The sequence below is a fragment of the Sphaerisporangium sp. NPDC005288 genome, from assembly GCF_040607475.1.
Classification (GTDB): Bacteria; Actinomycetota; Actinomycetes; order Streptosporangiales; family Streptosporangiaceae; genus Sphaerisporangium; species Sphaerisporangium rhizosphaerae.
Window position 1 is genome coordinate 112,837 of the sequence record NZ_JBEXGT010000023.1, and the last position, 26,760, is coordinate 139,596.

A 26,760-nucleotide genomic window follows, 5' to 3' on the forward strand; every position below is an offset into this window, starting at 1 on the left:
CCAGCCGTGACGACGTCATGTCCGACGACCCGATTGAGGAGCCGTGTCCGTTCGACAGCTCGACTCGCCCGCCAGATCCCAGGCCGCCGTCGCGGGCCGCACCCCGGCCGTGGTGCGGCTGCTGGTGCTCGCCACGTTCGTGGTCATTCTCAATGAAACGATCATGATCAACGCGATCCCGCGGCTGATGGGCGCGTTGCACATCACCGAGCAGACCGCACAGTGGCTCTCGACCGCCTTCATGCTCACCATGGCCGCCGTCATCCCGATCACCGGCTGGTTCCTGCAGCGGGTGTCCACCCGCGGTGCCTACACCACCGCGATGGGCCTGTTCCTGCTCGGCACGGCGCTCGCCGCCGTCGCGCCGACCTTCGAGGTGCTGCTGGGCGCCCGCATCATCCAGGCGTCCGGCACGGCGGTGATGATGCCGCTGCTGATGACCACGCTGATGCAGGTGGTGCCCGAGTCCGACCGGGGCCGGGTGATGGGCAACGTCAGCCTGGCCATCTCGGTGGCGCCGGCCATGGGCCCCACGGTCTCGGGGGTGATCCTGCAGTTCGGTTCCTGGCGGCTGCTGTTCGCCGTGGTGCTCCCCATCGCCGGCGTGATCACCTGGTTCGGGCTGAAGCAGCTCAAGAACGTCGGCGAGACCCAGGCCGGCACCGTCGACTGGCTGAGCGTGGTGACCGCCGCCGCCGGGTTCGGCGGCCTGGTGTACGGGCTCAGCCGGTTCGAGGGCGGTGACGCCAGGGTCGCCTCCGCGATCGTGGCGGCCGGCCTGGCCGCCATCGCCGTCTTCGTCCTGCGCCAGCTGTCGCTGCAGAAGCGCGGCGTGCCGCTGATGGATCTGCGCACTCTGCGCCACCGCACCTACACGATCGCGCTGATCCTGATGGCGGTGTCGTTCATGGCGATGCTCGGCTCCATGATCCTGCTGCCGCTGTACCTGCAGAACGTCCGTCAGCTCAGCGCCCTGCAGACCGGGCTGCTGGTCATGCCGGGCGGGCTGGCGATGGGGCTGCTCGGCCCGACCGTCGGTCGCCTGTTCGACCGGTTCGGCGGCCGGGTCCTGGTCATCCCCGGCGCGGTCGCGATCACGCTCGCCCTCGCCGGCTTCACCCAGGTCACGATGACCATGCCGTTCTGGCAGCTCCTCGCCCTGCACGCGCTGCTGATGGTGGGTCTGGCCGCGACCTTCACTCCGGTGTTCACCCTCGGGCTCGGAGCCGTGCCGCCGTCGCTCTACTCCCACGGCAGCTCGATCCTGAGCACGCTGCAGCAGGTCGCCGCGGCCATCGGCACCGCGCTGGTGATCACCGTGATGAGCGCGCGAGCCGATGCCCTGAGATCCGCGGGGGCCACGGAGGTGGTCGCGACCCTCGGCGGCATGCGGCTCGCCTTCATCATCGGCGCCGTTCTGTCCATCGTCGTGATCGTCACCGCCATCCTCCTCCCGGCCCGAGCCGACGGCCCGGACCACGCCGGCGGCGACCACCACGCCGGCGGCGACCACCACGCCGACAGCGCCGACCACACCGGCAGCGCCGACCACGCCGACAGCACTGATCACAAGGACAGCGCCGACCACACCGGCGGCGCTGATCACAAGGACGGCGTGGACCACACCGGCAGCGCGGACCACACGCACGGTGCGGACCACGCCCGCAGCGTGGACCACGGGGACGGCGCGGACCACACGGGCGGCGCCGTGGACGGCGCGGAGCGCCATGCCGGTGTGAGCGTCGCCTGACGGAAGTCACGACATTCGTTTCTGAACGGCCGCGGATTTGCTGTTGTATGGGGTCGGTCTTCCCCTGGCATTCCGTGGCGCCCGCCGCCGTTGAACGAGATTATGCAGAACAATGGGCGGTATGGCGCTGCCGGCTCGCGTGCCCTTGGGTGCCGGGCATTTCGGGGGACCGGCGCTCGCCGGGGCGCGGTGACCTGGGTGTTTATCGGCCGTGAGGCGAGGGGATGGCTGTTGTGGAAATCGCCCAAATGGGGCGAAACATCCACATCCGGAGGTTGAAATGACCGGATATCTGCCCTATCGCGAGACCGGTCCGGCTGCCCGTGTCGGCGGCGTGCGCGGCTGGCAGGCCGACATTCTTCGCGGTCAGTCATAACTGAGTGAGGCGAGGTGCTGCGGTGCGTTCATGCCGCAGTGCCTCGACCTGTCACCGGCGCGACGACACACCGGGGGGCATTTGTGGCGCGATTGTTCTACCCTGCCGCTCCGCGTAGCGACGATGGGGTCGAGAATCTGTTCGGAATCCTGGTCCGCGATCCTTACCGGTGGCTGGAGGACGGCGACGACCCGCGTGTGCGCGACTGGGCCGCCGCCCAAGATCGCCTCTTCCGGGCGTATCGCGCCGGATGGCGGGACACGCCGTCGTGGGCCTCCCTGCTCGACCAGGTGTCGTCCTTCGGCGTGGCGGAGCCGCCGATGGCGCGTGGCTCGGTGATGTTCCTCGCCGAGCAGCTCCATGGGGATGAGCAACGGCGCCTGCTCGTCGTCGACGCCGAGGGGAACAGGCGGGTGCTGGTCGATCCCGTCGAGGTCGACCCGTCCGGCCATACCGGGTTGTACGCCTGGTGGCCCTCGCGCGAGGGCGAGCGGGTCGCCGTCCAACTGGAGGTCGCCGAGCAGCCCGGCAGCGACGTCCTGGTGCTGGACGTGCGCACCGGGGAGAGGGTGGACGGGCCGTTGCCGCGCGCCAGGAACACCTCGCTCGCCTGGCTGCCGGGAGGGGAGGCGTTCTACTACGTCAGCCGGGTTCCCGATGAGGAGCTTGCCCCCGGCGACCCGCGCCTGCAGCGGCGGGTGAGGTTGCATCGGATCGGTTCGCCCTGGCAGGCGGACACCGTGGTGTTCGGCGGCGAGGATGCCCCCGACCACTACTACGGGCTCACCGTGAGCGCCGACGGCCGCTTGCTGGCGATCACCGCGACGGCCGGGCCCGCCTCGCACAACGACGTGTACGTGGCCGAGCTCGCGGAGCTCGCGGAGCTCGCGGAGCTCGGCGATCCGGCGGCCCCGCGGCTCACCAAGATCGTCGACGGAGCGACCACCGGCGCCCGCGTTCTCCCGCGCTTCCTCGCGGACGGCGATCTCCTGCTGGTCACCGACCACCGCGCACCGTACGGCCGCGTCTGCCGGGCACCCCGGCACGAGACCGACCCGGACCGATGGCGGGAGCTGGTGGCCGAAGATCCCGAGGCGCCCGTGGACGAGTGCGCGGTGCTGGAGGATCCGGCGCTCGGGCGCGGCCTGCTTCTGGTGGCGCGTGCCCGCCACGGCACCTCGACGCTCACCCTGCACGACCTGGCCGACGGCCGGCCGCTCGCCGAGCTGCCCCTTCCCGGCGCCGGCGTCGTGTCATCCCTGCGCACCGGCGTGCCCGACCCACGGCACGCGTGGTTCGCCTACTGCGACGCGACCACACCTCCCACGATCTACCGCTACGACGCGATGAGCGGGACGACCGAACGGGAGACCGGCGCCACGACGGCCGGCCACCCGCCGCGGATCCGCAGCCACAGCGTCCGCTATCGGGCCGGGGACGGCACCGAGATCCCGATGTTCCTGTTCACTCCGGCCGAGGACCGTCACGACCCCCGGCCCACCCTGCTCTACGGCTACGGCAGCTTCGGCATGCCGATGCGCCCGTGGTTCCTGCCGATGGCGGCCGCATGGGTGAGCGCGGGCGGCGTCTACGCGATGGCCTGTGTGCGCGGCGGCGGCGAAGAGGGACGGCACTGGCACGACGCCGGCCGCGGACCGCACAAGCACCGGGCGATCAGCGACTTCAACGACGCCGCCGCCTGGCTCGTCGACACCGGCCGGACCACCCCCGGCCAACTGGCCGTCCATGGCCAGTCCGCCGGCGGCCTGCTGGTCACCGCCGCCGCCATGCGGCGTCCCGACCTGTACGCCGCGGTCATCGCGGAAGGCCCCCTGTGCGACATGGTGCGCTATGAGAGATTCGGCCTGGGGTGCACGTGGGTCGACGAATTCGGCACGGCCGCCGAGCCCGAACAACTCCGATGGCTGCTGGGATACTCGCCGTATCACAACATCACCCCAGGGACCTCCTACCCCGCGTTCCTGCTCACCGGCGCCGTGACCGATCTGCAGACCGGGGAGGCCCACGTCACCAAGATGTGCGCGGCCCTCCAGCACGCCGGTGACGGTGACCGGCCGGTTCTCATGCGCCGGGAGCCCGACACCGCCCACGCCGCCTCTCCGGCGAGCAAAGAGCGCGCCCTGACCGCGGACATCCTGGCCTTCGCCGGCGAGTACACCGGTCTGTCACCGGCGAGTGCGGCCACGCACCCGCGTGAGACCGCCGCGGAACCGCGCTGACGACGGCCTGACCGCGCCCGGCGCCGGCGATGGCATCCGCGGCGGCGCTCGCCCTCGCGGGACGGGCCACGCACACCCGGACGCCGCCGGATGAACCACATGACCAGGGCTTACGTTGTCCCATCGTGAGACTACGAATGACCCTGCTCGTGGCGGTGCTGTCGCTGACGGCGGCCTGTGGACGGGCGGAATCCGATATGTCGGCGGCCACGGCCGACGACGGGCCGGCCGAGCCGGTGGCCCTGTGGGGCGCCGAAGGCGGGTACGTCACCGCCACCACCAACGTGCTGCGTCCCCCGAGGGTGGTGCTGTACAGCGACGGCCTGGTGATCGCGGAGGCGACCAGGCAGGTGCGGCTCAGCGGCGCCGAGACGGCCGCGACGGTCGCCTCGATGGAGAAGTACCTGCGCGCGCAGCCGCCCACCGCGCAGCCCAGGCCGGGCGCGCCGATGGTCACGGACGTGCCGACCACCGTCCTCGCCGTGCGGGGGAAGGACGGGAAGATGTCGCAGGTGCGGGCAGAGGCTCTGGACCAGGTCGCGGCCTTCTACCCCAAGGAGCTCTCGGAGGCCAAGAAGCTGATGGAAGGCCTGGGGACGCGTGCCGCCGGGGCCGAGGGCACCGACTATGCCGCCACCCGCGTCCGGATGGTCGCCGAAGGCGCGGCGTCGGCGGAGGGCAGGCCGTCGCCGTGGCCCGCGGGGGTGCCGGAGCCTTCGGGCGCGGTGGACCCGGTCTGGCGGACCGACCTCGAGGGTACGGCGGCGAGCGCGGTCACCAAGGCGGTTCCCGCCGGTCAGGGGCACGGCCGACCGCTCTACAAGACCGGCTCGGGGTCCCTGTTCGTGCTCTCCTGGCGCTACCTGCTGCCCGACGAGGGCAAGGCCTGAGCGACGGGCACCGACCGCCCGGGAGCGGGCGGTCGCTGAAAAGTTCATGCGGCCACGGGGTGCGGCGTCCTCGCCGTAACCCGTGACCTGCCCGTCTTCCGCGGGGTCCGTCCGTCCGTTGCGCTCGTGCGTTGACCGGGTCGCGTCCCTCTCTCATGCTCGAATTCGGACGGCATCAGGGCCACGTGGAAGGGCACATCCATGAATGGACGATGGGCTGTCTCATGGGCGGTCGCGATGGTGGTGGCCGCGGCCTTCCTCATCCCCGCGGTGGCGAGCGCGTCCTCCGGGGCCGCGAGCGGCGCGGTGAGCGCGGGAGCCTCGGCCCTGACGACGACGCCGCCGCGCACGCCGACCCCGTCGCCGTCGCTGCTGTGGCCCTGCTACGACCCCCGGACCTACCCGCCGAGCACGCCTCCGCTGACGCCGCCGACCGCGCCCGGCACCCCGCAGGTTGTGCAGGTCGTCAGCCCCTACGTGCACCTGCGCTGGGCCGCCTCCTCCGACTCGGACGGGCTCGCGTGCTACCAGGTGTTCGAGGACCGCAACGGCGTCAAGATCAAGGTCGCCACGTTCGGGCCGGACGTCACCGACGGCACGTTCTACGTGGACTGGCCGCCGTACGGCACGGCGTCACGTGTCGCCACCCTGTACGTCGTGGCCCTCGACCGGTGGGGCGCGGAGAGCCCGCCGTCGGGGACGGTCAAGGTCACGATCTACAACGACGCCATCCCGCCCCCCACGCCTACTCCGTCCCCCACCCCCACGCCCTCGATCGCCTGCCACGTGGGCTACTACTCCTACGGCTGGTACGGCGGCATGACGACGCAGGTGTCGATCAGCAACACCGGCGCCACCACGATCGCCGGGTGGCGGCTCACCTTCGCCTTCCCCGACGCGGCGCAGCACCTGACCAACGGATGGTCGGCGGACTGGTCGCAGACCGGTTCCACGGTGACGGCCACGGCGCTCGCGTCGAACCAGGTCATCGCGCCCGGCGGGTCGGTCACCATCGGCTTCAACGGCAGCAACCAGGGCGCTAACCCCTCCCCGTCGACCTTCCAGCTCAACGGCTCCACCTGCCGCTGACTCCGCGCCCCGGCGGCGCGGCCGCTACAGCGAGGGCGCGGCGGTGGCCGGCCGGGGGTGGGGGGCGGGCTGGAACAGTTCGACCAGGTTGCCGGCGGGGTCGGTGAGGAGGATCTGCCGGCCGCCGGGACCGCTGACGACGGTGTTGCGGAAGGGAACCCCTGCCGCGCGTAGCCGGTCGATCTCGGCCTCGAGGTCGTCCACGACGAGGTGGATGCGGTTCCAGCCGCCGGCGACCGGCCGGGCGCCGTCCGGCATCTGACGGGCGCCTGAACTGGCGGGGCCGGACAGCAGCAACCGCAGAGGGCCGCGGACCACGTCGGCGAAGGCCGGCGCGGCGTTGACGCGCACGGTGAAGCCGAGATGCCCCGTGTAGAAGCCGATGGCCGCTTCCACGTCGTCGACGATGTAGCGGATGTGTGCCAGCCGTTCGGTGTCGGTCGCCGTCATTGTGCTTCTCCTTCGAGGGTGAGGGTGGGCAGGAAGAACCGGATGCGGGCGTCCAGTTCGGCGGCGGTGCGCTGGAACGCGGGATGGCCGGCCGCTTCGTCCTCGGCCGCCGCCGCGGGGTCCGGGAGGCTCCAGTGGGTGAGGACCGGGTCGCCGGGGAAGGGCGGGCATGCCTCGCGTACCTTGTCGCACAGGCTGATGACCTGGTCGAACCTCCGGTCGGCGAGCGTGTCGAGGTGCCGGGGACCTCGCCCCGTCAGGTCGATGCCGTAGTCGCGCATGACGCGCAGCGTGTTGGGATGCAGCGGCTTGGGGTGGGTGCCCGCGCTGGTCACCTCGACCCGGTCGCCCGCCCGGTGCCGGAGCAGGGCTTCGGCCATCGGTGACCGGGAGCTGTTGCCGGTGCACAGGAACAACACCGCGCGGCGGGCCCGGCGCGGTCCGGCCGCGGGCGTGGCGGTCCGTACGGGGGGCGGCAGGGGACCGGCCGGAAGGAGCGCGCCGGTCGAGGGCGTCGCGTGCCGCGCGGGGCGCGGCCAGAGGCCGGGGTGGAGGGCGGGGTGGAGGGCCGTGCCGGTCGCGGCGAGCTCCTCGGCGTAGTGGGCCAGATCGAGGTGGTAGTAGCTGTCGCGGCCGTCGAGGCTGCTGCGCCGCGCGGTGACCAGACGGCCCGCCCGCAGCCTGCCGAGGTGGTAGGAGACCAGGTTCTGCGGCTGGCAGGTCAGGCGCACCAGCTCCGCGACCTTCCGGTCGCTGCGCGCGAGCTCGGCCAGCAGCCGCCAGCGCAGCGGATGACCCACCAGTCCCAGGAACGGCGGAGCGGGCGGTACGGGCTGACGCTGCGGCACCATGGTCGGGACGATACATCAAACCGGTTTGATGGAATAGTCCCCGAGGGTCGTGCGGCCGAGGGGAGGAGGCCGGACGTCGCCGCGCGGACCTGTGCGTCCGGGGACGACCTCACCGGCGCCGGCCGACGGTGAGGACGGCCAGCCAGTGGCGGGTGAGCCGCCCGTCCGGACGCGCGGCCAGCCGGGCGCGTATCTCGCGGTAGAGGTGGTCGCGCCGGTCCGGCCGCATGGCGATGTGCCCGGAGAAGGTGTCCAGCAGGGAGATGTACTCCTCCGCGGTGTAGCGCAGGCCCCATACGTACCGCCGTGTGGCGACGACGCTGAAGTGTCCCGAGGCCTCGAACTCCTCGGCGGTGGAGTCGGGCTGGTCCTCGGGCGTCGGCGGTGGCCAGGGGGAGCCGTCGCCTTCCCCCATCTCGTCGTACACCCGCTGGATCTCGGTGAAGAACGGGTCGAAGTCCGCGGGAAAGGCGTGCTGGGCGTCCCACACGGCCAGGTGGCCGCCCGAGGGCAGGAGAGCGGCCGCCTTGGCGTACTTCACCGTGGGATCGACCCATTTCCAGGCGGTGGCCGCGTAGAGGAGGTCGAAGCGGACGCCGGCCGGCGGTTCCCATTCCTCGAACGACGCGGTGATCACCGAGACGCCGGGAAACGCGGCCAGCCGGCGCCGCGCCTCGGCGGCGAGGGCGTCGCCGAGCTCGACCGCCGTGATGGGGAAACCGGCCCGCGCCAGCGGCGGGGTGGCCTTCCCCGGGCCGCATCCGACCTCGAGAAGGCGCGCGGGCGGCTCGATGCCCGTGATCGCGCGCAGGTCGGAGTACAGCTCGTCCGGATAGTCGGGGCGCGCCCTCTGGTACAGGGACGCCGCGCTGTCGAAGGTGGCTCGCAGCCGTTCTCGTGACATCCCGCAATCGTGGCAGGGCCTCGCCTCAACAGGCCCGGTTCACCGAACTCGCGCGCGGTCGGCGTCCTTGGGCGCAGGGCCGGTCGACCTCGTCCCCCGGGTGGCGAAGGGGGAGTGCCGCGGGACCCAGCGCAGCAGGGCGCCGGCGGCGAGCACTCCCACCGCGCCCATCGCGGTGATGCCGGCGGCCAGGCTGCCCAGCCCGGCCGCGGCCGAGACGATGAGCGGCCCCCCGGCGCTCCCCGAGTCGGCGCACAGGCGCCACACGCCGAGGAACTTCGAACGGGCCTGCGGAGGCGCGACGTCCGCGCCGAGGGTCATCAGGATGCCCGCGCCGATGCCGTTGCCGAATCCCATGAGCATCGCCACGACGGTCAGCGACACCGGTCCGGAGGTCAGCGGCAGCAGGCCCTGGGTGATCCCGAGCACGAGCATGGACGGGACGGCGATCCACAGCCGGCCGGCCCGGTCCATGATCATTCCGGACGGGTAGAACGTCAGGGTGTCCACCAGGCCGGCGATGCCGAACACGACGCTCGTCATCGAGGGGTTCAGGCCGAGATGCTCCGCCCACAGGGGCAGGACGGTCTGCCTGGTGGCGCGCACCGACCCGACGAGGAACACGGCCACGCCGAGGGTGAGGAACACCCGGTGATGCCGCGCCACCACCGACCGGACCGAGACCGGCGGGGAACGGCGCGCCCGGTCCGCGTCGGGTGCCGCCACGTCGGGGACCAGCAGGACGATCAGCCCGGCCGCGATCGTGCACCCCACGGTGAGCCAGAAGACGGCGCCCACCGGCCGGTCGTGGACGACCACGGCGCCGATGAACGGCCCGATGAAGGCCCCGACCCGGCTCATGCCGCCCAGAGTGGACAGGGCGCGGGCCCGGAGCGCCATGGGGATGATCTCGGTGAGGTACGCCTGCCGAGCAAGGACGAACACGGCGTTGGTCGCCCCGGTGGCCGCGACCGCCAGTCCGAGCTGCCAGACCGTGCGGGCCATGGCGCACCCCGTGAGCGTCACGATCGCCACCCCGGCCGCGACGAGCATCGCCCTGCGGTCGCCGAGCCGGGCGGCGAGGGCCCCCGCGGGCACGTCTCCCAGGATCTGCCCGACGCCCAGCAGCGCCAGGACCAGCCCGGCCTCGCCGACGGAGGCGCCGAGCGCGCGCCCGCTCAGCGCGATCATGGGGGTGAGCGCGCCCATCCCGGTCTCGAAGACCAGCGCGGGCAGGAAGACCGCGGGCGCCACGCTCTTGAGGGACACCCGAGGTGAACTCACCGGCACCGGCCTCGCCTCGACCTCCCTGGATGACCGCACGCCCGAGTGAGCCTATTCGGACGCTCGCCCCAAGACGCGACCAGGGTGACGTCAACCCTGCTACCCGGCATTCCCCCCTAAGTATCCCAAAGGGAAATCGCGGCAGGACGCTCACCGGGAGACGGGCGGTCGGATGCCCAGGTCGGAGGGTCAGCCGGGGGTGACCGAGTCGGTCGGTCCCCGCGAGATCAGCCTGGTGTGCTCGGGAAGCTCCTCGGCGCGCGCCGAGCCCGCCACCGAGCCGGCCACCGGGGCCGGTTCCGGCTGGGGGGCGGTGGGCGGGTCCTGGTCGAAGATGTCGATGTCGACCTCCTCGCCGCCGACGATCAGCGTCTCCCAGGGGCCGCTGACCAGCAGCGTGTGCAGGGTCTCGTCCTTGAGCCCTTCCAGGTGGGCGCGCAGGGTCTCGTCGTCGGGCATGCCGGGGATGCGCGGCGCCAGGCGGCTCCTGATCTGCCGCAGCCGCTCCATGAGCGCCTCGATGTCGGCGTCCCGGTCCGGACCGGCGCTCCCCTCTTCGATGCCCTCGACGATCTTGTCCTTGATCGCGCAGGTGACCCCGTTCTCGTCGGTGGTCACCATCGCCTTCCAGGCGCGGCTCTTGTGCCGGTACTGGAGCATCGACATCGCCGCTTCGTGGCGCAGGAAGTCGGCGTCGCGGAAGGGACGTCCGCGCCACGCCCGGTCGAGCGCGCGAGCCAGCGAGATGGCCGACGCCAGCCCGCTGTTCAGCCCGCGCCCCGGCCAGAAGTGGATGGCGTTGGCGGCGTCCCCGAGCAGGAAGCCGTAGGTCCCCGGGGTGCTGGACGTCGCGGAGTACAGCTGCGCGGTGAACCTCGGCCGTTGCACCATGTCCAGCCGGAACGCCGTGACGGCCCGCAGGTTCTCCTCGGCGACGCCGAAGAGCGCGAGCCCCTCCATCACCCGCTTCCACAGCGCCGAGCTCCTGATCAGCGCCGGCAGGAACAGGGTGCTGTGGGTCGAGCAGAGGTACTCGCCCTGGTCTGTCCGTCCCATCAGGCACGGGCGGGAGGCGATGCACTCGGTGAACACGTGCCGCACGGGGTCGATGCCGACGACCTCCTTGGCCTCCTCGTCGGTGAGGCGCATGTTGAGGAAGCCCTCGCCGCGCAGCGCGTTCAGCAGGAAGCGGTTCTGCGCCACGGTCAGCAGAACGGTCATCGGGTCCGACAGGTCGGACTTCACCCGTAAGCCGAGGACGACGTCCTGGATATGGGTGCCCTCCAGCGAGTAAATGGATTTGTCGGCGTTGCCGAACTTGTTGGTGAAGAAGTCGCGCGTTCCCGAGCGCCCGCCCTCGCAGATGGCCAGAACGTGGTCCTTGACGACGGTCTCATGGTGCTCGGTGGGATAGAAGTTGGCGGGCACCAGCCGGATGCGGTCGGGTTTGTCGTTCGCCATATCGAGCAGCGTGTCCTCGATATAGGCGATGCGGATGTTGCGCGGCCCGTATCCGCGAATGGAGTCCGGGCCGGTCGGCCACATTTCGGTGTACGCGCCCTCGGTGAACAGCCGTTCCTGGACGGGTTCCGGCAGGTTCAGATATTGCCGGCTCTGCACGGTCACGACCTGCTGCCGCCGGATGTTCCCCTGTTTCTCGCTCTTCCACACGACGCGGGGGCCGTCCTGCGTCCAGCGCCCGTCGTAGACGGTGACCGACACGCGCCGGCCCATGAGGTGGTCCAGGAGCAGGGCGAAACCGAGTCCCACGGGCCCGCCGCCCGAGATCGTGACGTTCAGCACGGGGCCAGGGTCGATGCGCGCCCGCGACCGGGCGAACGCCTCCGGCAGCGGAGCGTCCATGATCGTCTCCATGTCGCCGGCCGCCTCGAAGGAGAAGGTCTCGTCGCCGATGGTGATCACGTCGCCGGGGTGGAGCACCTGGGAGGTGACGGGAGTGCCGTTGACCATGGTTCCGTTGCGGCTGCCGCGGTCCTTGACGACGTATTCGCCGTTCTCCCGCAGGACCTGCGCGTGGTGACGCGAAGCCCGGCCGCTGGCGATCACCACGCTGTTGTCGTCTTTGCGGCCGAAGGTGATCGCGGTGTCGCCGATCACGAATCGCTGACCGGCGAGAGGACCTTCACGCCCGACGATCGCAGCTGGCATGGGTCGCACCACTTTCCATAGGTCAGAGAACTGATGCGATCGATACGAACATCGGTCGCAGAAGCGCTGTGCACTACTCCGTGTGCCGGTCGACCAGGTACACCACGAGATTTCTATGGAAATCCTCGGGCGACTCCCTATCGTGCCACGCCAGGCTTCCGTAGGAAACGGTCCATAGCGGGCTACCTGCCAGGTAATCGACGGGCGTCCCGCCGGGCCGCCATGCTTCCCTCATCGGCCGCCGGATGGACCGGGAGGCCGCGTCGAACGCACGGCCGGCAGGCCGGAAGGAGACCACGATGCCGTTCTTCGAGACCGCCGACCGCACCCGCCTGGCGTATGAGGACTACGGCACCGGAGCCCCCATCGTGTTCGCGGCGAGCTGGGCGCTGGACGCCGACATGTGGGAGTACCAGGTGCCGTTCTTCGTCGAGCGGGGATACCGGTGCGTCCTGCTGGACCGGCGCGGGCACGGCCGCTCCGACCGGCCCTCGGGCGGGTACGACCTGGACACCCTCGCCGACGACCTCGCCGCGCTCATCGAGTACCTCGACCTGCGCGAGGTGACGCTCGTGGGCCATTCGACCGGCGGCGCGGAGGTCGCCCGCTATCTGGCCCGCCACGGCGAGGAGCGGGTGGCGAGGGTCGCGTTCGTCTCGGCCGTCCTGCCGTTCCTGATGCGGACCGAGGACAATCCCGAGGGCGCTCCCGAGGAGCTGTCCGAGGCGGCGGTCGGGCAGTTCCTCACCGACCGGCCCAAGTGGTTCCACGACCGGGCCCAGGGGTTCTTCGCCACCCACCTCGGCAACGACGTCTCCCCGGCCCTGGTCGGCCTCGGCGTCCAGCGCTGTCTGGCCACCTCCCCGATGGCGACCGTGCAGATCTGGCGCGCGAGCTTCCGCGCCGACCACCGGGCGGCGCTGCGGGCGATCACCGTGCCGGCGCTGGTGGTGCACGGCGCCGCCGACCAGTCGGCGCGGGTGGAGGTGACCGGACGCCGCACCGCCGCGCTGGTGCCGGGCTGCGCCTACAAGGAGTACCCCACGGGCGGCCACGGCATCTTCGTCACCCACAAGGACCGGCTCAACGCCGACCTGCTGGACTTCATCAAGGGCGAGACCGGTTCCTGAGGCGGGGTGGCGCGCCCCGCGGCGGTCACACCGTCTGGTCGGTGGGGCGGACCAGGATCTCGTTGACGGCCACGTGGCCGGGCTGGGCCAGGGCGTACAGCACCGCGCCCGCCACGTCCTCGGGCCGCAGCGTGCGCATGGAGTCCGCCATTCGCCGTGCCATGGCCCGCATCGTGGGGTCGCTGATGTGGCTGGTCAGCTCGGTGGCGACGAAACCCGGCTCGACCACGACCACGCGCACCCCCTGGGCGGTGACCTCCTGGCGCAACGCCTCGGAGAAGGCGTTCACGCCGAACTTGGTCGCCGAGTAGACGCCCCCGCCGGCGGAGGCCACCCGGCCCGACGTCGAGGAGATCTGCACGACGGTGCCCTTGCTGCGCAGCAGGTGAGGCAGCGCGGCGTGCGTGGTGAACATCGTGCCGAGCAGGTTGGTGCGCACCATCGTGGTCCACTCGGAGGTGTCGGCGCCGGCGATCGGGCCGCTCAGCATGACCCCGGCGTTGTTCACCAGCCCGTCGAGCGCGCCGTAGTGCTCGACGGCCGCCGCCACCGCCGCGCGGCAGGAGGCCTCGTCGGCGACGTCCAGGTCGAGCGTCAGCACCTCGCCGGGCGCGCGTCCGGCGAGGTCGGCCAGCCGATCGGCCCGCCGCGCGCCCACCGCCAGCCGGGCGCCGGCCTTGGACAGCGCCAGCGCGGTCGCCTCGCCGATGCCCGACGAGGCCCCCGTGACCAGGACGACCTTCCCATGAAGCGAATCACTCATCGCTGTTTCCTTCCCCCTCGTGTGGATGACGCCGGTGCGGCGCGGGCGCGACGGGGTGGCCTCGGCCTCGCTCCCGCCGGCCGGACCGCGCGATTTCCGGCGTCTTCCACACTGACGGCTGCGGCCGGGCGGATCCATGTCGTCCGTATCCAGGGACAAGTCATCCCTGGCACGGGGCGGCGGTTGGTAGCGTCGGGAGACTTCGGGGGATTTGAGGTTTTTTGTAACACTCGGCGGGCTCGGCCCACTACCTCGTGTCGGAACGAACACCCGGGACGAAGGGGGCGGGCGGTGACGGATGACGCCCAGCGGTTCACCACCATGTACGACCAGTGCCGCCAGCGCGTATGGGCCTACGTGGTCGGCCAGGCAGGCCGGCAGGTCGCGGACGAGGTGGTGAGCGAGACCTTCGCCATCGCCTGGCGCAGGTTCGGCGACATGCCGGAACCCGCGCTGCCGTGGCTGCTGGTCGTCGCCCGCAACGTGCTGCGCGACAACATCCGCGCCGAGATCAGGCGCGAGTCGCTCGCCGCCGAGCTGCGCGCCTGGACCGAGGAGGACCCCGCCGAGCAGGTGACCGAGCGGCTGGCCGTCCTGAAGGCGATGACCTCCCTGACCGAGGAGGATCGCGAGCTGCTGATCCTCGTGGCGTGGCACGGCCTGCCCCCGCGCGACGCGGCGCGGGTCGTCGGATGCTCGCAGGCGACCTACCGCGTGCGGCTGCACCGGGCCCGCAAGCGGCTGGTCCAGGCGATGAGGACGGCGCCGGCGCCCCACCGTCCCACCCGGGTGCGCAATCTCAGTGAGGAGTGGTCATGAACCCGATGGATCAGCTGCGGGCGGCGCGCCCGGCGCACCTCGACGACGCGCCGGTGGACGCGCGCACCCGGGCCGCCGAGCTCTCCGCCGCCATGGCGGGGCCCGCGCCGCGGCGTGCGGCCGGCCGGACGCGCCGGGCACGTGACGGCAGGCCGGCGTGGGTCCTGGGCGGTTTGGCCGCCGCGGCCGCCGCCACGGCCGTCGCCGTCGCCGTGGCGGGCACCGGCGGCTCCGCGCCGGCGCCGAGCCTCGCCCTGCCCGCTCCCTCGACCTCGACCGGCGGGCCGGTCGTCCGGCTGTCGGCCGAGCAGGTGCTGCTCGCCGCGGCCGAGTCGTCGCTGAAGGCCCCGGCCACGACCGGGGCGTACTGGTACGTCGAGTCCCAGGGCGGCAGCGCCTACGAGGCCGGCGACGCCGTCCGGTACATCGTGCACAGCACCAGCCGGGACCGCACGTGGACGGCACGCTCGCCGCGGGGCACGAGCTGGTGGGTCAGCCAGGACCTCGGCACCCGGCCCGCGCCGGGCGCGGAGGAGGCGTGGAAACGGGACGGCTCGCCGGCCAGGTGGACGGTCGAGATGCCCGTCCCCAAGAAGGGCGACAGGCCCGCCTCCAAGCGCCTTGAGCTCGACAGCGAGCCGGGCAGGCCGTTCGGCAACCCCATCAACGTCGGGGACAAGGTCGCCGACCTGGCCGGCCGCAACGTGTCGGTGGCCGAACTGCAGGCACTGCCCACGACCGCGGACGCGCTGAAGCGGCGCCTGCTCCAGGGCTACGCCGGTCACGGCACCGAGTCCGGGGACAAGATGGACGCCGACTCCTGGCTCTACCAGGTCACCTCCGGCCTGCTCAGCGACATGCCGGTGAAGCCCGCCGTGCGGGCGGCGGCGTACAAGGTGCTCGCCGGACTGGGCGGCGTCCGGTCGCTGGGCGAGGTCACCGACGCGCTGGGCCGCGAGGGCCAGGGCATCGCGCGGGCCGAGAGCTGGTCGGGCGGCGACTTCGAGCGGCAGATCATCATCGACCCCGCGACGGGGGTCCTGCTGACCGACCAGATCGTCGCCGTCCACCCCGGCGGCGCCTACGCCTGGGCCGAGCCCGGCACCGCCACCTGGTGGCACGCCATCACCAAGGCCGGATGGACCGACGACAAGCCGGTGAAGCCGGACCACTACGACACCCCCGGCCGGCCCAGCGCCTCCTGACGGGGGCTCACGGAAGGGCGGTCCGCCTGGTGGACGTAGGCGCCGTCCGATTCTCCCGCGGACGGGGTCCCGGGCCCGCCCGGCCCAGGACGTGACCGAGCCTCTGCGCGGCGGGCGGTGCGCAGAGGCTCGGCGGTTCACGGGACGGGCCGGGGCCCGCCCGGGTTCAGGAGGCGGTGCAGGTCAGGGAAGGCGTGCCCGAGGCGTTGCCGTTGGCCAGGAAGCCGAAGTTGGTGTTCCCGCCGGCCCCCAGACTGCCGTTGTAGCTCGCGTTGGTGACGCTGACGTTGGCGCCGCTCGCCGACAGGGTGCCGTTCCACACCTGCGTGATCGACTGGCCGCCGGAGAAGGTCCACTGGACCCGCCAGCCGCTGATGGAGGCGCTGCCCGCCGTCACCGTCACCTCACCCTGGAAGCCGCCCGACCAGCTGTTGGTCAGCTTGTAGGCCGCCGAGCATCCTCCGGGCTGCGGGGTGGGAGTCGGGGTCGGGGTGGGAGTGGGAGTCGGGGTCGGCGTCGGCGTCGGCGTCGGCGTGGGGGTCGGAGTCGGAGTGGGCGTGGGAGTGGGAGTCCGCGTCGGGGTCGGCGTCGGGGTGTTGGTGGGCGGCGGCGCGGCGATGGCCAGGTCGTAGGCCCGCTGCGGCACGAACTGCCCCGCGGGGGCGATGCAGCCGTCCGACTCGCCCGGCGGCTTGGTCCACAGATAGGCGTCGATCGCGGAGTCGCCGGTGTTGGTCGTGCTCCAGGTGCCGGTGGCACGCCCGCCCGGGTCGCACCACTCGCTGCCCGCCGGCCCGTTGCCGTTGCGGCTGGTGTCGATGACGGCCTTCAGCCCCGAGACGCCGGTCGCCGAGATGATGTTCTTGGCGTAGGACACCAGGCCCGAGGTCGCCCGGTAGTTGGAGGTGTTGAGGGCGATGCCGTTGGCGCTGTTGGCGACGTCGGCGCCCCTCAGCCGGTTGGCGGCCTCGGAGGGCGACAGCCATGCGTCGTGGCCGATGTCGAAGTACACCTTGACCTGCGAGGAGGTGGCCCTGAACTTCTTGCCGGCGTAGGCCATGGACGCCTGGACCTCGGCCTGCTGCGAGGAGTTCATGCAGTTGGGCATGATCGCCAGGGCGTCGGGTTCCAGGATGATCGTCGCCGGGCGCCCGCCGAGGCCGGCCGCGACCTGGTCGATCCAGGCCCGGTAGGAGGAGTGGTCGGGCGCGCCGCCCGCGCTGGCGCCGCCGCAGTCGCGGTTCGGCATCTCGTACACGACCACGATCGGGATCTTGCCCGCCGAGGCGGCGGCGCCGACGTAGGCGTCGACCTGGCTCCGCACGGTGCTGGGGTTGTAGCTGGCGAACCAGCGGCCCTGCGGGACGGCGGCGATGCGGTCCCTGATCACCGCGGTCTTGCTGTCATTGGGATTGGCGGCCACCCATTTGGCGGCGTTGGTCTGCGGGTCGACGTAGAAGGCGGAGTCGGCGGCCTGGGCGGGGGGTGAGGCGAGGACGACCGCCCCGGCCGCGACCGTGGTGGCCGCGCCCAGGACGGTCGTCCACAGGGTCTTTCTGCGAGCCATGCGATAACTCCCGTCTAAGGTGGGAGCGCTCCCACCGCTTTGTCCGGATGGTAGGTAGCCGCGTGCCCCTCCCAGAAGGCCCCATATGGCGCGGGCGGCCTCCCGCCCCCATACCCGCAGGAAGAACGCCTCCGAAGCCGGTGGAGGAGCTGAAACTTTCAGCACAACCGCCCTGCGCGGGGAGTGATGGGGGCACATCCCGCTCCGTTCGCGCCAGGTCACTCCGGCGGAGACCAGTCACTCCGGCGGAAGCCAGGTCACTCCGGGGGAAGGCAGGCCGGGAGCCGGTCGGAGGCGGGCCAGACATAAGGAAGGTCGTCGGGCTCGTCGCCGAAGATCGGCCGGTAGAACTCCGGGGCCTTGCGCAGCAGCGCCGAGCGGTGACTCAGGTGCAGGGCGCGGTCCCCCAGCCACGGCGGCAGCTCGTCGGCCCCGCCCAGCAGCGACTGCGGCCGCGGCGCGGCGACGGCGCAGTGCTCGGCCAGCTCACGGGTCATCGTGCCCAGGCAGGTGTCGGCCCGGCCCAGGGAGCACCACTCATGGCACACGGCGACGCCGTAGGCGACCAGGGCCTCCTCATAGCCGGCCCACATGCGCACGACGGGATGGTGGCGCCAGCCGTACCCGCGCACGGTGAGCGCGCGCAGCACCTGGAGCGCCTCGACCCGCTGCTTGCCGAGCCGGCGCGGGTCCAGCACCCGCGCCGTGGCGGTGAAGTCGGGATAGGGAAGGAAGGTCTGCATCGCCGCCCTCCGGGCGTTCCGGCGAAGCCCGTTCTCCGTCCTGCGAGCCCGTGTGCGGCCGCTGTTCTCCGTCCTGCGAAGCTCGTGTGCGGCCGTCGTTCTCCGTCCTGCGAAGCCCGTGCGCGGCCGTCGTTCTCCATCCTACGAAGCCCGCCCCGGCGGGCCGTCGCCGCGTTCCCCGGCTTCACCGCCGGGTTGACGTTCCGTCGGGCCGCCAGGACGAGCAATTTGGAGGAAGCACGCCGATAGCCGCAGATGGCACGTTCTTGGTGGGCGAATGTCTCACCGGGGGTGATGCGGCGGTTCACAGGGGCCGCCCCGGACGCGCAGCGATTGGGGAACCGATGCTGAACCGACGACGATTGATCGCGGCCGGTGCCACGACCGTGGGCGGGGTGATGCTGCTCCCGTTCACCGGCCTGACCGGGGCGGGCGCGAACGACGTCAAGGCGCCCGCCGTCAAGGCGCGCCGCTTCGGCGCCCGGGGGACCGCCAAGGCCCTCACCCCGTCCGTCAGCCCGTTCTCGGTGCGGATGCCGGTGCCGCAGGTGCTCCAGCCGGCGCAGTCGACCAGCTCCGCCGACGTCTACAAGGTGGTCATCAAGCCCGCCGTGGCCGAGATCATTCCCGGGGTGCAGACCCCGGTGCTCACCTACGGCGGCCAGTTCGTCGGCCCGACCATCCGCGCCAAGACGGGACGTCCCGTCAAGATCGTGTACGGCAACCGGCTGGACGCGCCCGCGAACGTGCACCTGCACGGCGGCCACGTGCCCGCGACCAGCGACGGCCACCCGATGGACCTCATCCAGCCCGGCGAGGCGCGGCTGTACGACTATCCCAACACCCAGCAGGGCGCGACGCTGTGGTACCACGACCACAGCCACGGCACCGAGGCCGAGCACGTCTTCCGCGGGCTGCACGGGTTCTACCTGATCGAGGACGAGGCCGAGCGGTCGCTGCGCCTGCCCTCCGGCGCGTACGACGTGCCGATCATGCTGCGCGACGTCGAGTTCGAGCAGAACGGCGAGCTGCTCTTCTTCGACGACCCGGCCAACCGCACCACCATCCTCGCCAACGGCGCGATCCAGCCGTACTTCCCCGTCGCCGCGCGCAAGTACCGGTTCCGGCTGCTCAACGCCTCCAACGAGCACGTCTTCCAGCTCAACCTGGGCGGCCGCGAGATGGTGAAGATCGCATCGGACGGCGGCCTGCTGCCCGCTCCGGTGCCGCTGACCGAGCTGGTGCTCGCCTCGGCCGAGCGCGCCGAGATCGTGATCGACTTCGCGCGCTACCCGGTCGGCTCGCAGCTCGTGCTGTCCAACGGCTCCACGCCGGTGCTGCGCTTCGACGTGACCCGGACGGCGACCGACGACAGCCGCCTGCCCGGCACGCTGCGCCCGCTGCCCGCCCTGCCCGCGGCGACGGTCGTGCGGGACGTGGCGATGAGCTTCGACCTGACCGGGACCGACCCCATCGGCATGGTCAACAACCAGCCTTTCGACCCCAACCGCGTCGACTTCCAGATCAAGCGGGGCTCCACCGAGATCTGGCGAGTCAGCAACGCCGACACCATCGGCGTCGACCACACCTTCCACATGCACCTGGTGCAGTTCCGGGTGCTCGACCGCAACGGGGCGGCGCCGCTGCCGCAGGACGCCGGGCTGAAGGACACGGTGCACCTGCCCGCGAACGGGTCGGTGCGCGTCCAGGCCACCTTCACCGACTACGTCGGGCGGTACGTGTACCACTGCCACTACCTGGAGCACTCCTCGATCGGGATGATGGCCCAGATGGAGATCATTCCTTAGCGGGGCGCCGGCCGCCCAGCCACAGGCCCAGGGCGATGAGCACGTAGACCACGGCCGCCAGGGCGAACAGCGGGCCGGGGCCGAGCCAGGTGGACCCCAGGCCGTACAGGGCGTACACCGGCGTGGTCACCAGGTCGGCGCCGAGGCCCGCGATCGAGGTCACCGTCGCCCTGGACCGGTCGGTGAGGTGTTCTTGCAGGCGGGTCTCGGCGGCGGTCATGCTCCACTGGAAGACCCCGTAGGCGGCGGCGACGAGCGCCATGCCGGCGGGACGGCCGCTGAGGGCGCCGGCCGCGAGCGCCACGGCGGCGACGGCCAGCGCCGGCGCCGCCCAGCGCGTGCCGCGCCCGGCGAACCACCCGCCGAGCGCGGTCGCCGCCGTGACCGGCAGCACGAGCAGCGGCACGGCGGCGTCGCCGGCTCCGGTCGCCCCGGCCAGCAGCGGGAGGTACTCGTCGAGCGAGTACACGCCCATGAGCACCACGACGAGCACCATGGCGCTCCTGACCGGAGGCGTGTGGCGCACCTCGGCGAGGCCGGCGCGCAACACCGCGCGAAGACCCTCCTCGTGCCCGGACCTGGCGCCGGACCCGTCCTCGGACGGTCCGCTCGGCTCGACCGCGGAAACCGCGCCGGGCTCGGTCGCGGGTATGGCCCCGGGGTCGTCCGCGGCGGGGGAGGAGCCCGGGCCCGGTGCGGCGCGGGACTCGGGAAAGCGGCGCGCGACGAGCGCGCCGAGCAGGAGGGCCGCCACGCTCGCGACGCCCACCGCGAGGTAGCCGCCCGCGGCCATCACCGGGGTCGCCAGGCCGGTCGCCGCCATGCCGGCGATCATGCCGATCGCCTCGGCGCGGCCGGTCAGCCGCGCGTACGAACCGGCCCGGCCCAGGGCGGCCAGCTCCTCGTACACCAGCGCCTGCAGCGTGCCCGACCTGATCGCCCCGCCGGCGCCCCACAGCACGAAGCCGAGCGCGAAGGAGCCGTAGGACGGGAAGAACGTCCACGCGGCGTAGCCGGCGGCGGTGACGAGCGGGGCCAGGGCCAGCAGCCGCTTTCGGGAGTAGGCGTCCGCCCACACTCCGGACGGCACCTCGACCAGGATTGAGGTGAGCGCCCACACCACGAACAGCGAGGAGATCTCGGCCGTGGACAGCCCGGTGGCCGCGAACAGCAGGGCGTACACCGGATAGAGAAGGACGAAATCGCCCAGGAACGCGTAGGCGTACAGCGTTCCCGCAAGACGGTTCTCAGGTGAGGATCAATGTCGCCACTTCATGATTCTGACCATACGCGCGTGCGCGGGCCCGGCGGAAGTGATATTCGGGCGGCGGGAAATGAAGGTGCGCCGGCGGGCCCGCGCTGGATACTCTCCGCGGTGAAGGCTGGGGAGGTCGTCGTGGCGCATGTAGAGGTCGGCCGTCTGACGTACGTGCTGCCGGACGGACGCCCGTTGCTGAACGAGGTGTCCTTCCGCGTCGGCGAGGGGGTCAAGGCGGCCCTGGTCGGGCCGAACGGGGCGGGCAAGACGACGCTGATGCGGCTCATCGCCGGCGATGTGCGGCCGGTCGAGGGCAGCGTCGCCTCCTCCGGCGGCCTCGGCGTCATGCGCCAGTTCATCGGCGGCATCCGCGACGGCCGCACGGTCCAGGATCTGCTGCTGTCGGTGGCCCCCGAGCGCGTGCGCGAGGCCGCGCACCGGCTCAACGAGACCGAGCTGGCCATGATGGAGCGCGACGACGAGAAGACGCAGATGCGCTACGCCCAGGCCATCACCGACTTCACCGACGCCGGCGGGTACGACATCGAGGTCCTGTGGGACACCTGCACGATGGCCGCGCTCGGCGCCCCGTACGACAACGTCAAGTACCGCGAGGTCAACACGCTGTCCGGCGGCGAGCAGAAGCGCCTGGTGCTGGAGGCCCTGCTGCGCGGGCCCGACCAGGTGCTCCTGCTGGACGAGCCGGACAACTACCTCGACGTGCCGGGCAAGCTGTGGCTCGAACAGGCGCTCAGGGAAACGCCCAAGACCGTCCTGCTCGTCTCGCACGACCGCCAGCTCCTGGCCAACGCCGCCGACCGCATCGTCACCGTCGAGTCGGGCAGCGTGTGGATCCACGGCGGGGGCTTCGCCACCTACGCCGCCGCCCGCAAAGAGCGCAACGAGCGCCTGGACGAGCTGCGCCGCCGCTGGGACGAGGAGCACGCCAAGATCAAGCGCCTGGTCGCGATGCTCAAGCAGAAGGCCATGTACAACGACGGCATGGCCCCGGCCTACCACGCGGCCCAGACGCGCCTGCGGCGGTTCGAGGAGGCCGGGCCGCCCGAGGTCGCGCCCAAGGACCAGTTCATCAGCATGCGCCTGCGCGGCGGGCGCACCGGCAAGCGGGCGGTGATCTGCGAAGGGCTTGAGCTGACCGGCCTCATGCGCCCCTTCGACCTGGAGGTCTGGTACGGCGAGCGCGTCGCCGTGCTCGGCTCGAACGGCTCGGGCAAGTCGCACTTCCTGCGCCTGCTCGGCGGCGACGACGTCGGGCACAGCGGCGTCGCCAGGCTGGGCGCGCGGGTCGTCCCTGGGCACTTCGCCCAGACGCACGCCCGGCCCGAGCTGCGCGGGCGCACGCCCTGCGAGATCGTCATGAGCGAGCACGCCAGGCTCAAGAACGAGGCGATGAAGGCGCTGGCGCGCTACGAGCTGGCCGGCGGCGTCGCCGAGCAGCGCTTCGAGACGCTGTCGGGCGGTCAGCAGGCCCGCCTGCAGATCCTGCTGCTGGAGCTGTCGGGCGCGACGCTCCTGCTGCTGGACGAGCCGACCGACAACCTCGACCTGGCGAGCGCGGAGGCGCTGCAGGAAGGGCTCGGCCACTTCGACGGCACGGTGATAGCCGTGACGCACGACCGGTGGTTCGCCGCCGACTTCGACCGCTTCCTGGTCTTCGGCGCCGACGGCCGGGTGTACGAGGCGCCGGAGCCGGTCTGGGACGAGGCCAGGGTGGTCCGCGAGCGCTGAGGCGCGGGCCATCGCGGGTCCACGAACGCTGAGGCGTGGGCCATCGCGGTGTGCGTGCGCTGTGGCGCGGGCCGGGGCGGGCGCGGGTGCTGAGGCGTGGGCGGGGTGGCCGGGTCGTAAAGATTTGGTGCGGCTTGCGCGTGTCGGAGGAGTCGCGCCCGACTGGCCGGGCTATGACGGCCTTGTGACCCAGCGTAGTCGACACACGACAGCACTCGCACTGGCACTCGTCCTGGCGGCGGCCGCGCCGCTCGGCGGGTGCGGCGGCGACGAGCGCGGGCCCGAGGGGCCCCGGCTCAAGCCACTCGTGATCAAGGAGCAGACGTCGTCGGTCACCCAGGGGGCGGGTGGCTATGTGGTGACGTGGGCGGGCGTCGTCGCCAACCCGAACCGCTGGTACTTCGGCGAGAACGTCGCCGCGACGGTGGTGGGCCGCGACGCCGCCGGCAAGGAGGTCGTGCGCATGGAGCAGCCTCTGGACGCCGTGCCGCCGTCGGGGGCGCTGAAGTTCACCGGCCAGGCCACGGCCTCGGCCCGGCCCGTCGACGTCAAGCTCACCTACAAGCCGGCCGTCTGGCGGCGGGCCACGCGCGTGCCGTCGGCGTACGTGCCGTTCCCGATCTCCTCGGCCGGCACCGAGAAGCTCGGCAACGGCTCCTACCTGGTGACCGGCGCGGTCGCCAACCCGTACGCGAAGGCCGCGACCAGCCTGGTGGTGACCGCGCTCCTGCGCGACAGGGCGGGCAAGCTGGTCGGCGGCGCCAGCACGTACGTGGACGACGTGCACGCGGGCGCCCCCCGCCGGTTCGTGCTCACCGTGGACAGCCTCAACGGGGCCGGCGCGGTGGCGAGCACCGACATCACCGCCCGCACGTGGGGGTCGAGCGGCAGGCCCTACGAGGAGCTGGCCCTGAGCGGCGCCGTCCCGGCGAGCACCGTCCGTCCGCGGACCCCGCCCTTCACCAGGGATCGCGGATACCAGGCGATGCCGGTCGACCGACGGCCGTGAGCGCCGGGCTGGCGGGACCCGTCCCCGGCGACGGACGCCCGGCCGCACTATGGATCTTGAAATCACCGGCGGGTTACGGTACTTACATGACATCCCCCCGGATAGTCCTTTTCGGCGCCACCGGGTTCACCGGCCGGCTCACGGCCGAGGCCCTGCTCGCCGGCGGCGCCCACCCGGTCCTGGCCGGACGTGACCCGCGGCGTCTGGCGGCACTGGCCTCGTCCTTGCCGGTGGAACTGCCCACAGCGGTCGCCGACGTGAACCGGCCCGCGACGCTGCGGCGCATCATCGAGCCGGGGACGGTGCTGATCTCGACCGTGGGGCCGTTCGCGCGGTGGGGCGAGCCCGCCGTGGAGGCCGCCATCGAGGCGGGCGGCGTCTACCTGGACTCCACGGGAGAGCCGACGTTCATCCGGCGGATCTTCCAGCGGTACGGGCCGGCCGCGGCCGCGTCGGGCGCCACGCTGCTCACGGCCTTCGGGTACGACTACGTGCCGGGCAACCTCGCGGCCGAGCTCGCGTTGCGCAAGGCGGGCCCGGAAGCGGTCCGGGTCGACGTCGGGTACTTCGTCCGCGGCAACATGGCCCGCCGGGCGAGCGCGGGGACGCGGGCCTCGGCCCTCGGCATGGTCCTGGAGCCGATGTACGGCTTCCGTGACGGCCGCATCCTGCGCGAGCACGGGCGCACCCGCCTGTTCACCGTGGACGGCCGGGACAGGCACGCGCTGTCGGTGGGCGCCTCCGAGCACTTCGCCCTGCCTCGCACGCATTCGGGGCTGCGGGAGGTCAACGTCTATCTCGGGTGGCTCGGCGGCCTGACCAGGGCCGCGGGCGTGCTGTCCAAGGCGACGCCGTTCATCGCGGCGATCCCGGGCGCCAAGCGGGTCACCGAGGCGGCCGCCGACCGGATCGTCCGGTCGGGGGGCCACGGCGCGGCGGTCCCGGGCGGCGAGGGGATCACCTCGCAGATCGTCGCCGAGGCCTACGACGTCAGCGGCAGGCGGCTGGCCGAGGTCGAGCTGCACGGCGGCGACCCGTACGACTTCACCGCGCGCGTGCTGGCGTGGGCGGCCGTCACCGCGGCCACGGGGGGCGTGGGCGCCTGTGGAGCGGTGGGACCGGCGGAGGCGTTCGGCCTGGACGCCCTCGCCCGCGGCTGCGAGGAGGCGGGGATGCGGGCGGCGACCTGAACGGGCGTGTCCCTGGAATCCCCGACGCGTCTTTCGGTCGCGCCGGAAATCACCCGTCATAAGGTGATGAAAGGGTGTCCGGTGCCGCGGGGTCACCTCGCTGCGGCGAACATCTGCCCAGCTCATCGCCGCGCTGGCCATCTAATGGTGATTTGTCGAATTTGATGCGCATATCGTCGGCCAGGAGTCCCGGACAATCTTGCCGGTGTTCATTACGGTATTAATACAAGGCAGGTCATTGTCCGGGAAACGGTGGAGCGAGCAGTTACCAAGCCTTTACTGTCGGTGACATGAATGACAGCGTCCTGGTCGAGGCGCTCCGCGCCCGCGATCCTGGGGCCCTCGCTGCCCTCTACGACACCTATGCCGAGAGCATCTACAGATACGCCCGGACACTGCTCGAAGGCCCCGACAGCGCCCAGGTCGCGCTGCGCGACACGCTGATCGCGGCGGAGGCCCACGTCCACGCCCTGGCCGACCCCGGGCGGCTGCGCGTCTGGCTCTACGCGCTGGCGCGGGGTGAGTGCGTGCGCAGGCGGTCGGCACTGCGGGCGATGGAGGCCGGCGACGAGACCGAGGCCGCGCGGGCGGCTCCCGGCGGCGCGGACGGCGATCTCCGGCTGGTCGCCGTGAACGCCGTCGCCGCCCTGCCCGAGGACGAGCGGGAGGTCCTCGACCTGCTCACCCGGCACGGCATCCCCGAGGACGAGCTCGCCGCCGTGCTCGGCACCACGGCCGAGCACGCAGAGCAGCTCCACCAGTCCGCCTGCCACCGCCTGCAAGATCTCGTCACCACCGAGATCCTCACGCGCAACGCCTCGCCCGACTGCGACGGCAGGGCGCACATCCTGGACGGCTTCACCGGCGAGCTCGACCAGCGGACGCGCGAGCTGCTGCTGGAGCACATCGATCACTGCACGGTCTGCGCCCCCCACCGCGAGCGCCAGGTCTCGGCCGCCAAGGTGTTCAACCTGCTGCCCCTCCCCGAACTGCCCGAGACGCTGCGCGTGCGCGTGATGAGCTGCTTCATCGATCCCGAGCTCGTGCCCTACCGCCGGTTGGTCGCCCGCCGCACCGGCCTGCTCGACCCCGCCGGGTTTCCCGTCCACGAGACCAGAAGGGTTCGGCGGGCGCCTGCGCTGGTTGCGGGCGCTGTGGCGGCGCTGGCGATCGTCGTAGCCGCCGCCGCGCTGGTCGGCGCGGTGCGTGACGCCGAAGGCCCGGCCGTGAGCACAGGCTTCGTCGCTCTCCCCGCTCCGGACGCGTCCTCCTCCGTCCCCGCCTCGCCGGGCGCCTCCACGCGGCCGCACACCTCGCTCACGCCCATCGCCGCAGGCGCCTCCTCCGCCCCGCCCGGGCGGTCCGTGGTCCTGCCGGTGGCGCCGGTCATGGCCATCGGGCCCACGGCCGCCGCCTTCGCCCCGCCGCGCGTCTCCTCCCCGGCCTCGCCGACCACGCGCGCCCCCCGGCCGCCGCGGCCGTCCTCGCCCCCCCCCCCCCCCCCGCCGCCCCCCCC

At 72.3% G+C, this 26,760-nt stretch carries 20 protein-coding genes and 1 pseudogene; 12 read left to right on the forward strand and 9 right to left on the reverse strand.

Going from position 1 to position 26,760, the window contains the following annotated elements:
- Positions 1–43 precede the first annotated feature (43 nt).
- From ABZU32_RS22490 to ABZU32_RS22505, 4 genes are all read left to right on the forward strand, one after another.
- Positions 44–1,750 carry a DHA2 family efflux MFS transporter permease subunit gene (locus ABZU32_RS22490; RefSeq protein WP_354924752.1) on the forward strand — a complete coding sequence of 569 codons (1,707 nt, stop codon included), beginning with the start codon at positions 44–46 and terminating at the stop codon, positions 1,748–1,750.
- Positions 1,751–2,209: 459 nt separating this feature from the next.
- Positions 2,210–4,366 carry a prolyl oligopeptidase family serine peptidase gene (locus ABZU32_RS22495; RefSeq protein ID WP_354924754.1) on the forward strand — a complete coding sequence of 719 codons (2,157 nt, stop codon included), beginning with the start codon at positions 2,210–2,212 and terminating at the stop codon, positions 4,364–4,366.
- A gap of 125 nt (positions 4,367–4,491) precedes the next feature.
- Positions 4,492–5,256: a hypothetical protein gene (locus ABZU32_RS22500; protein WP_354924756.1), complete on the forward strand. Its 765-nt coding sequence runs from the start codon at positions 4,492–4,494 to the stop codon at positions 5,254–5,256.
- Between the two features lie 201 nt (positions 5,257–5,457).
- Complete coding sequence (locus ABZU32_RS22505) at positions 5,458–6,345, forward strand: cellulose binding domain-containing protein (protein WP_354924758.1); 888 nt, start codon at positions 5,458–5,460, stop codon at positions 6,343–6,345.
- 24 nt (positions 6,346–6,369) lie between these two features.
- Here ABZU32_RS22505 and ABZU32_RS22510 read toward each other — a convergent pair whose 3' ends face one another.
- From ABZU32_RS22510 to ABZU32_RS22530, 5 genes are all read right to left on the reverse strand, one after another.
- Positions 6,370–6,795: a VOC family protein gene (locus tag ABZU32_RS22510; RefSeq protein WP_354924760.1), complete on the reverse strand. Its 426-nt coding sequence runs from the start codon at positions 6,793–6,795 to the stop codon at positions 6,370–6,372.
- Positions 6,792–7,646, reverse strand: a complete 855-nt coding sequence (locus ABZU32_RS22515; protein WP_354924762.1) for an ArsR family transcriptional regulator — start codon at positions 7,644–7,646, stop codon at positions 6,792–6,794. Before ABZU32_RS22515 ends, ABZU32_RS22510 begins: the two co-directional genes overlap by 4 nt.
- Positions 7,647–7,755: 109 nt before the next feature.
- Positions 7,756–8,550: a methyltransferase domain-containing protein gene (locus ABZU32_RS22520; RefSeq protein WP_354924764.1), complete on the reverse strand. Its 795-nt coding sequence runs from the start codon at positions 8,548–8,550 to the stop codon at positions 7,756–7,758.
- 39 nt (positions 8,551–8,589) lie between these two features.
- Positions 8,590–9,834, reverse strand: a complete 1,245-nt coding sequence (locus ABZU32_RS22525; protein WP_354924766.1) for an MFS transporter — start codon at positions 9,832–9,834, stop codon at positions 8,590–8,592.
- Positions 9,835–10,023: 189 nt separating this feature from the next.
- A complete protein-coding gene (locus ABZU32_RS22530) occupies positions 10,024–12,003 on the reverse strand; it encodes an FHA domain-containing protein (RefSeq protein WP_354924768.1) in 1,980 nt (659 codons plus the stop codon).
- Positions 12,004–12,302: 299 nt separating this feature from the next.
- Between ABZU32_RS22530 and ABZU32_RS22535 the strand changes: the two genes are divergently transcribed.
- A complete protein-coding gene (locus ABZU32_RS22535; protein ID WP_354844247.1) occupies positions 12,303–13,133 on the forward strand; it encodes an alpha/beta hydrolase in 831 nt (276 codons plus the stop codon).
- Positions 13,134–13,158: 25 nt separating this feature from the next.
- On the opposite strand, the gene ABZU32_RS22540 is transcribed toward ABZU32_RS22535, so the two are convergent.
- Positions 13,159–13,896, reverse strand: coding sequence for an SDR family NAD(P)-dependent oxidoreductase (locus ABZU32_RS22540; RefSeq protein ID WP_354924770.1), 738 nt, complete (start codon positions 13,894–13,896; stop codon positions 13,159–13,161).
- Positions 13,897–14,187: 291 nt separating this feature from the next.
- On the opposite strand from ABZU32_RS22540, the gene ABZU32_RS22545 reads away from it, so the two are divergent.
- Together ABZU32_RS22545 and ABZU32_RS22550 are read left to right on the forward strand one after the other, a co-directional pair.
- Positions 14,188–14,715, forward strand: coding sequence for a sigma-70 family RNA polymerase sigma factor (locus ABZU32_RS22545; RefSeq protein WP_354924772.1), 528 nt, complete (start codon positions 14,188–14,190; stop codon positions 14,713–14,715).
- A complete protein-coding gene (locus tag ABZU32_RS22550; RefSeq protein ID WP_354924774.1) occupies positions 14,712–15,920 on the forward strand; it encodes a CU044_5270 family protein in 1,209 nt (402 codons plus the stop codon). Before ABZU32_RS22545 ends, ABZU32_RS22550 begins: the two co-directional genes overlap by 4 nt.
- Positions 15,921–16,086: 166 nt before the next feature.
- On the opposite strand, the gene ABZU32_RS22555 is transcribed toward ABZU32_RS22550, so the two are convergent.
- Entirely contained in the window at positions 16,087–17,487 is a 1,401-nt protein-coding gene (locus tag ABZU32_RS22555) for a glycoside hydrolase family 6 protein (RefSeq protein ID WP_354924776.1), read from the reverse strand.
- A 257-nt stretch (positions 17,488–17,744) separates the two neighbouring features.
- Entirely contained in the window at positions 17,745–18,230 is a 486-nt protein-coding gene (locus tag ABZU32_RS22560; protein ID WP_354844260.1) for an MSMEG_6728 family protein, read from the reverse strand.
- 344 nt (positions 18,231–18,574) lie between these two features.
- Here ABZU32_RS22560 and ABZU32_RS22565 point away from each other — a divergent pair, with 344 nt between their 5' ends.
- Positions 18,575–20,038: a multicopper oxidase domain-containing protein gene (locus ABZU32_RS22565; RefSeq protein ID WP_354924778.1), complete on the forward strand. Its 1,464-nt coding sequence runs from the start codon at positions 18,575–18,577 to the stop codon at positions 20,036–20,038.
- Here the strand turns inward: ABZU32_RS22565 and ABZU32_RS22570 are convergent.
- On the reverse strand, positions 20,028–21,266 hold the full coding sequence (locus ABZU32_RS22570) for an MFS transporter (protein ID WP_354924788.1): 1,239 nt from the start codon (positions 21,264–21,266) through the stop codon (positions 20,028–20,030). The genes ABZU32_RS22565 and ABZU32_RS22570 overlap by 11 nt on opposite strands.
- A gap of 168 nt (positions 21,267–21,434) precedes the next feature.
- Here ABZU32_RS22570 and ABZU32_RS22575 point away from each other — a divergent pair, with 168 nt between their 5' ends.
- From ABZU32_RS22575 to ABZU32_RS22590, 4 genes and pseudogenes are all read left to right on the forward strand, one after another.
- On the forward strand, positions 21,435–23,045 hold the full coding sequence (locus ABZU32_RS22575; protein WP_354924780.1) for an ATP-binding cassette domain-containing protein: 1,611 nt from the start codon (positions 21,435–21,437) through the stop codon (positions 23,043–23,045).
- 184 nt (positions 23,046–23,229) lie between these two features.
- The gene (locus ABZU32_RS22580) at positions 23,230–24,054 is read left to right on the forward strand and encodes an FxLYD domain-containing protein (RefSeq protein ID WP_354844266.1); all 825 of its coding nucleotides are present in this window, start codon (positions 23,230–23,232) and stop codon (positions 24,052–24,054) included.
- 86 nt (positions 24,055–24,140) lie between these two features.
- Complete coding sequence (locus ABZU32_RS22585) at positions 24,141–25,244, forward strand: saccharopine dehydrogenase NADP-binding domain-containing protein (RefSeq protein ID WP_354844268.1); 1,104 nt, start codon at positions 24,141–24,143, stop codon at positions 25,242–25,244.
- A gap of 290 nt (positions 25,245–25,534) precedes the next feature.
- A pseudogene (locus tag ABZU32_RS22590) lies at positions 25,535–26,760 on the forward strand (hypothetical protein); the annotation flags it as partial.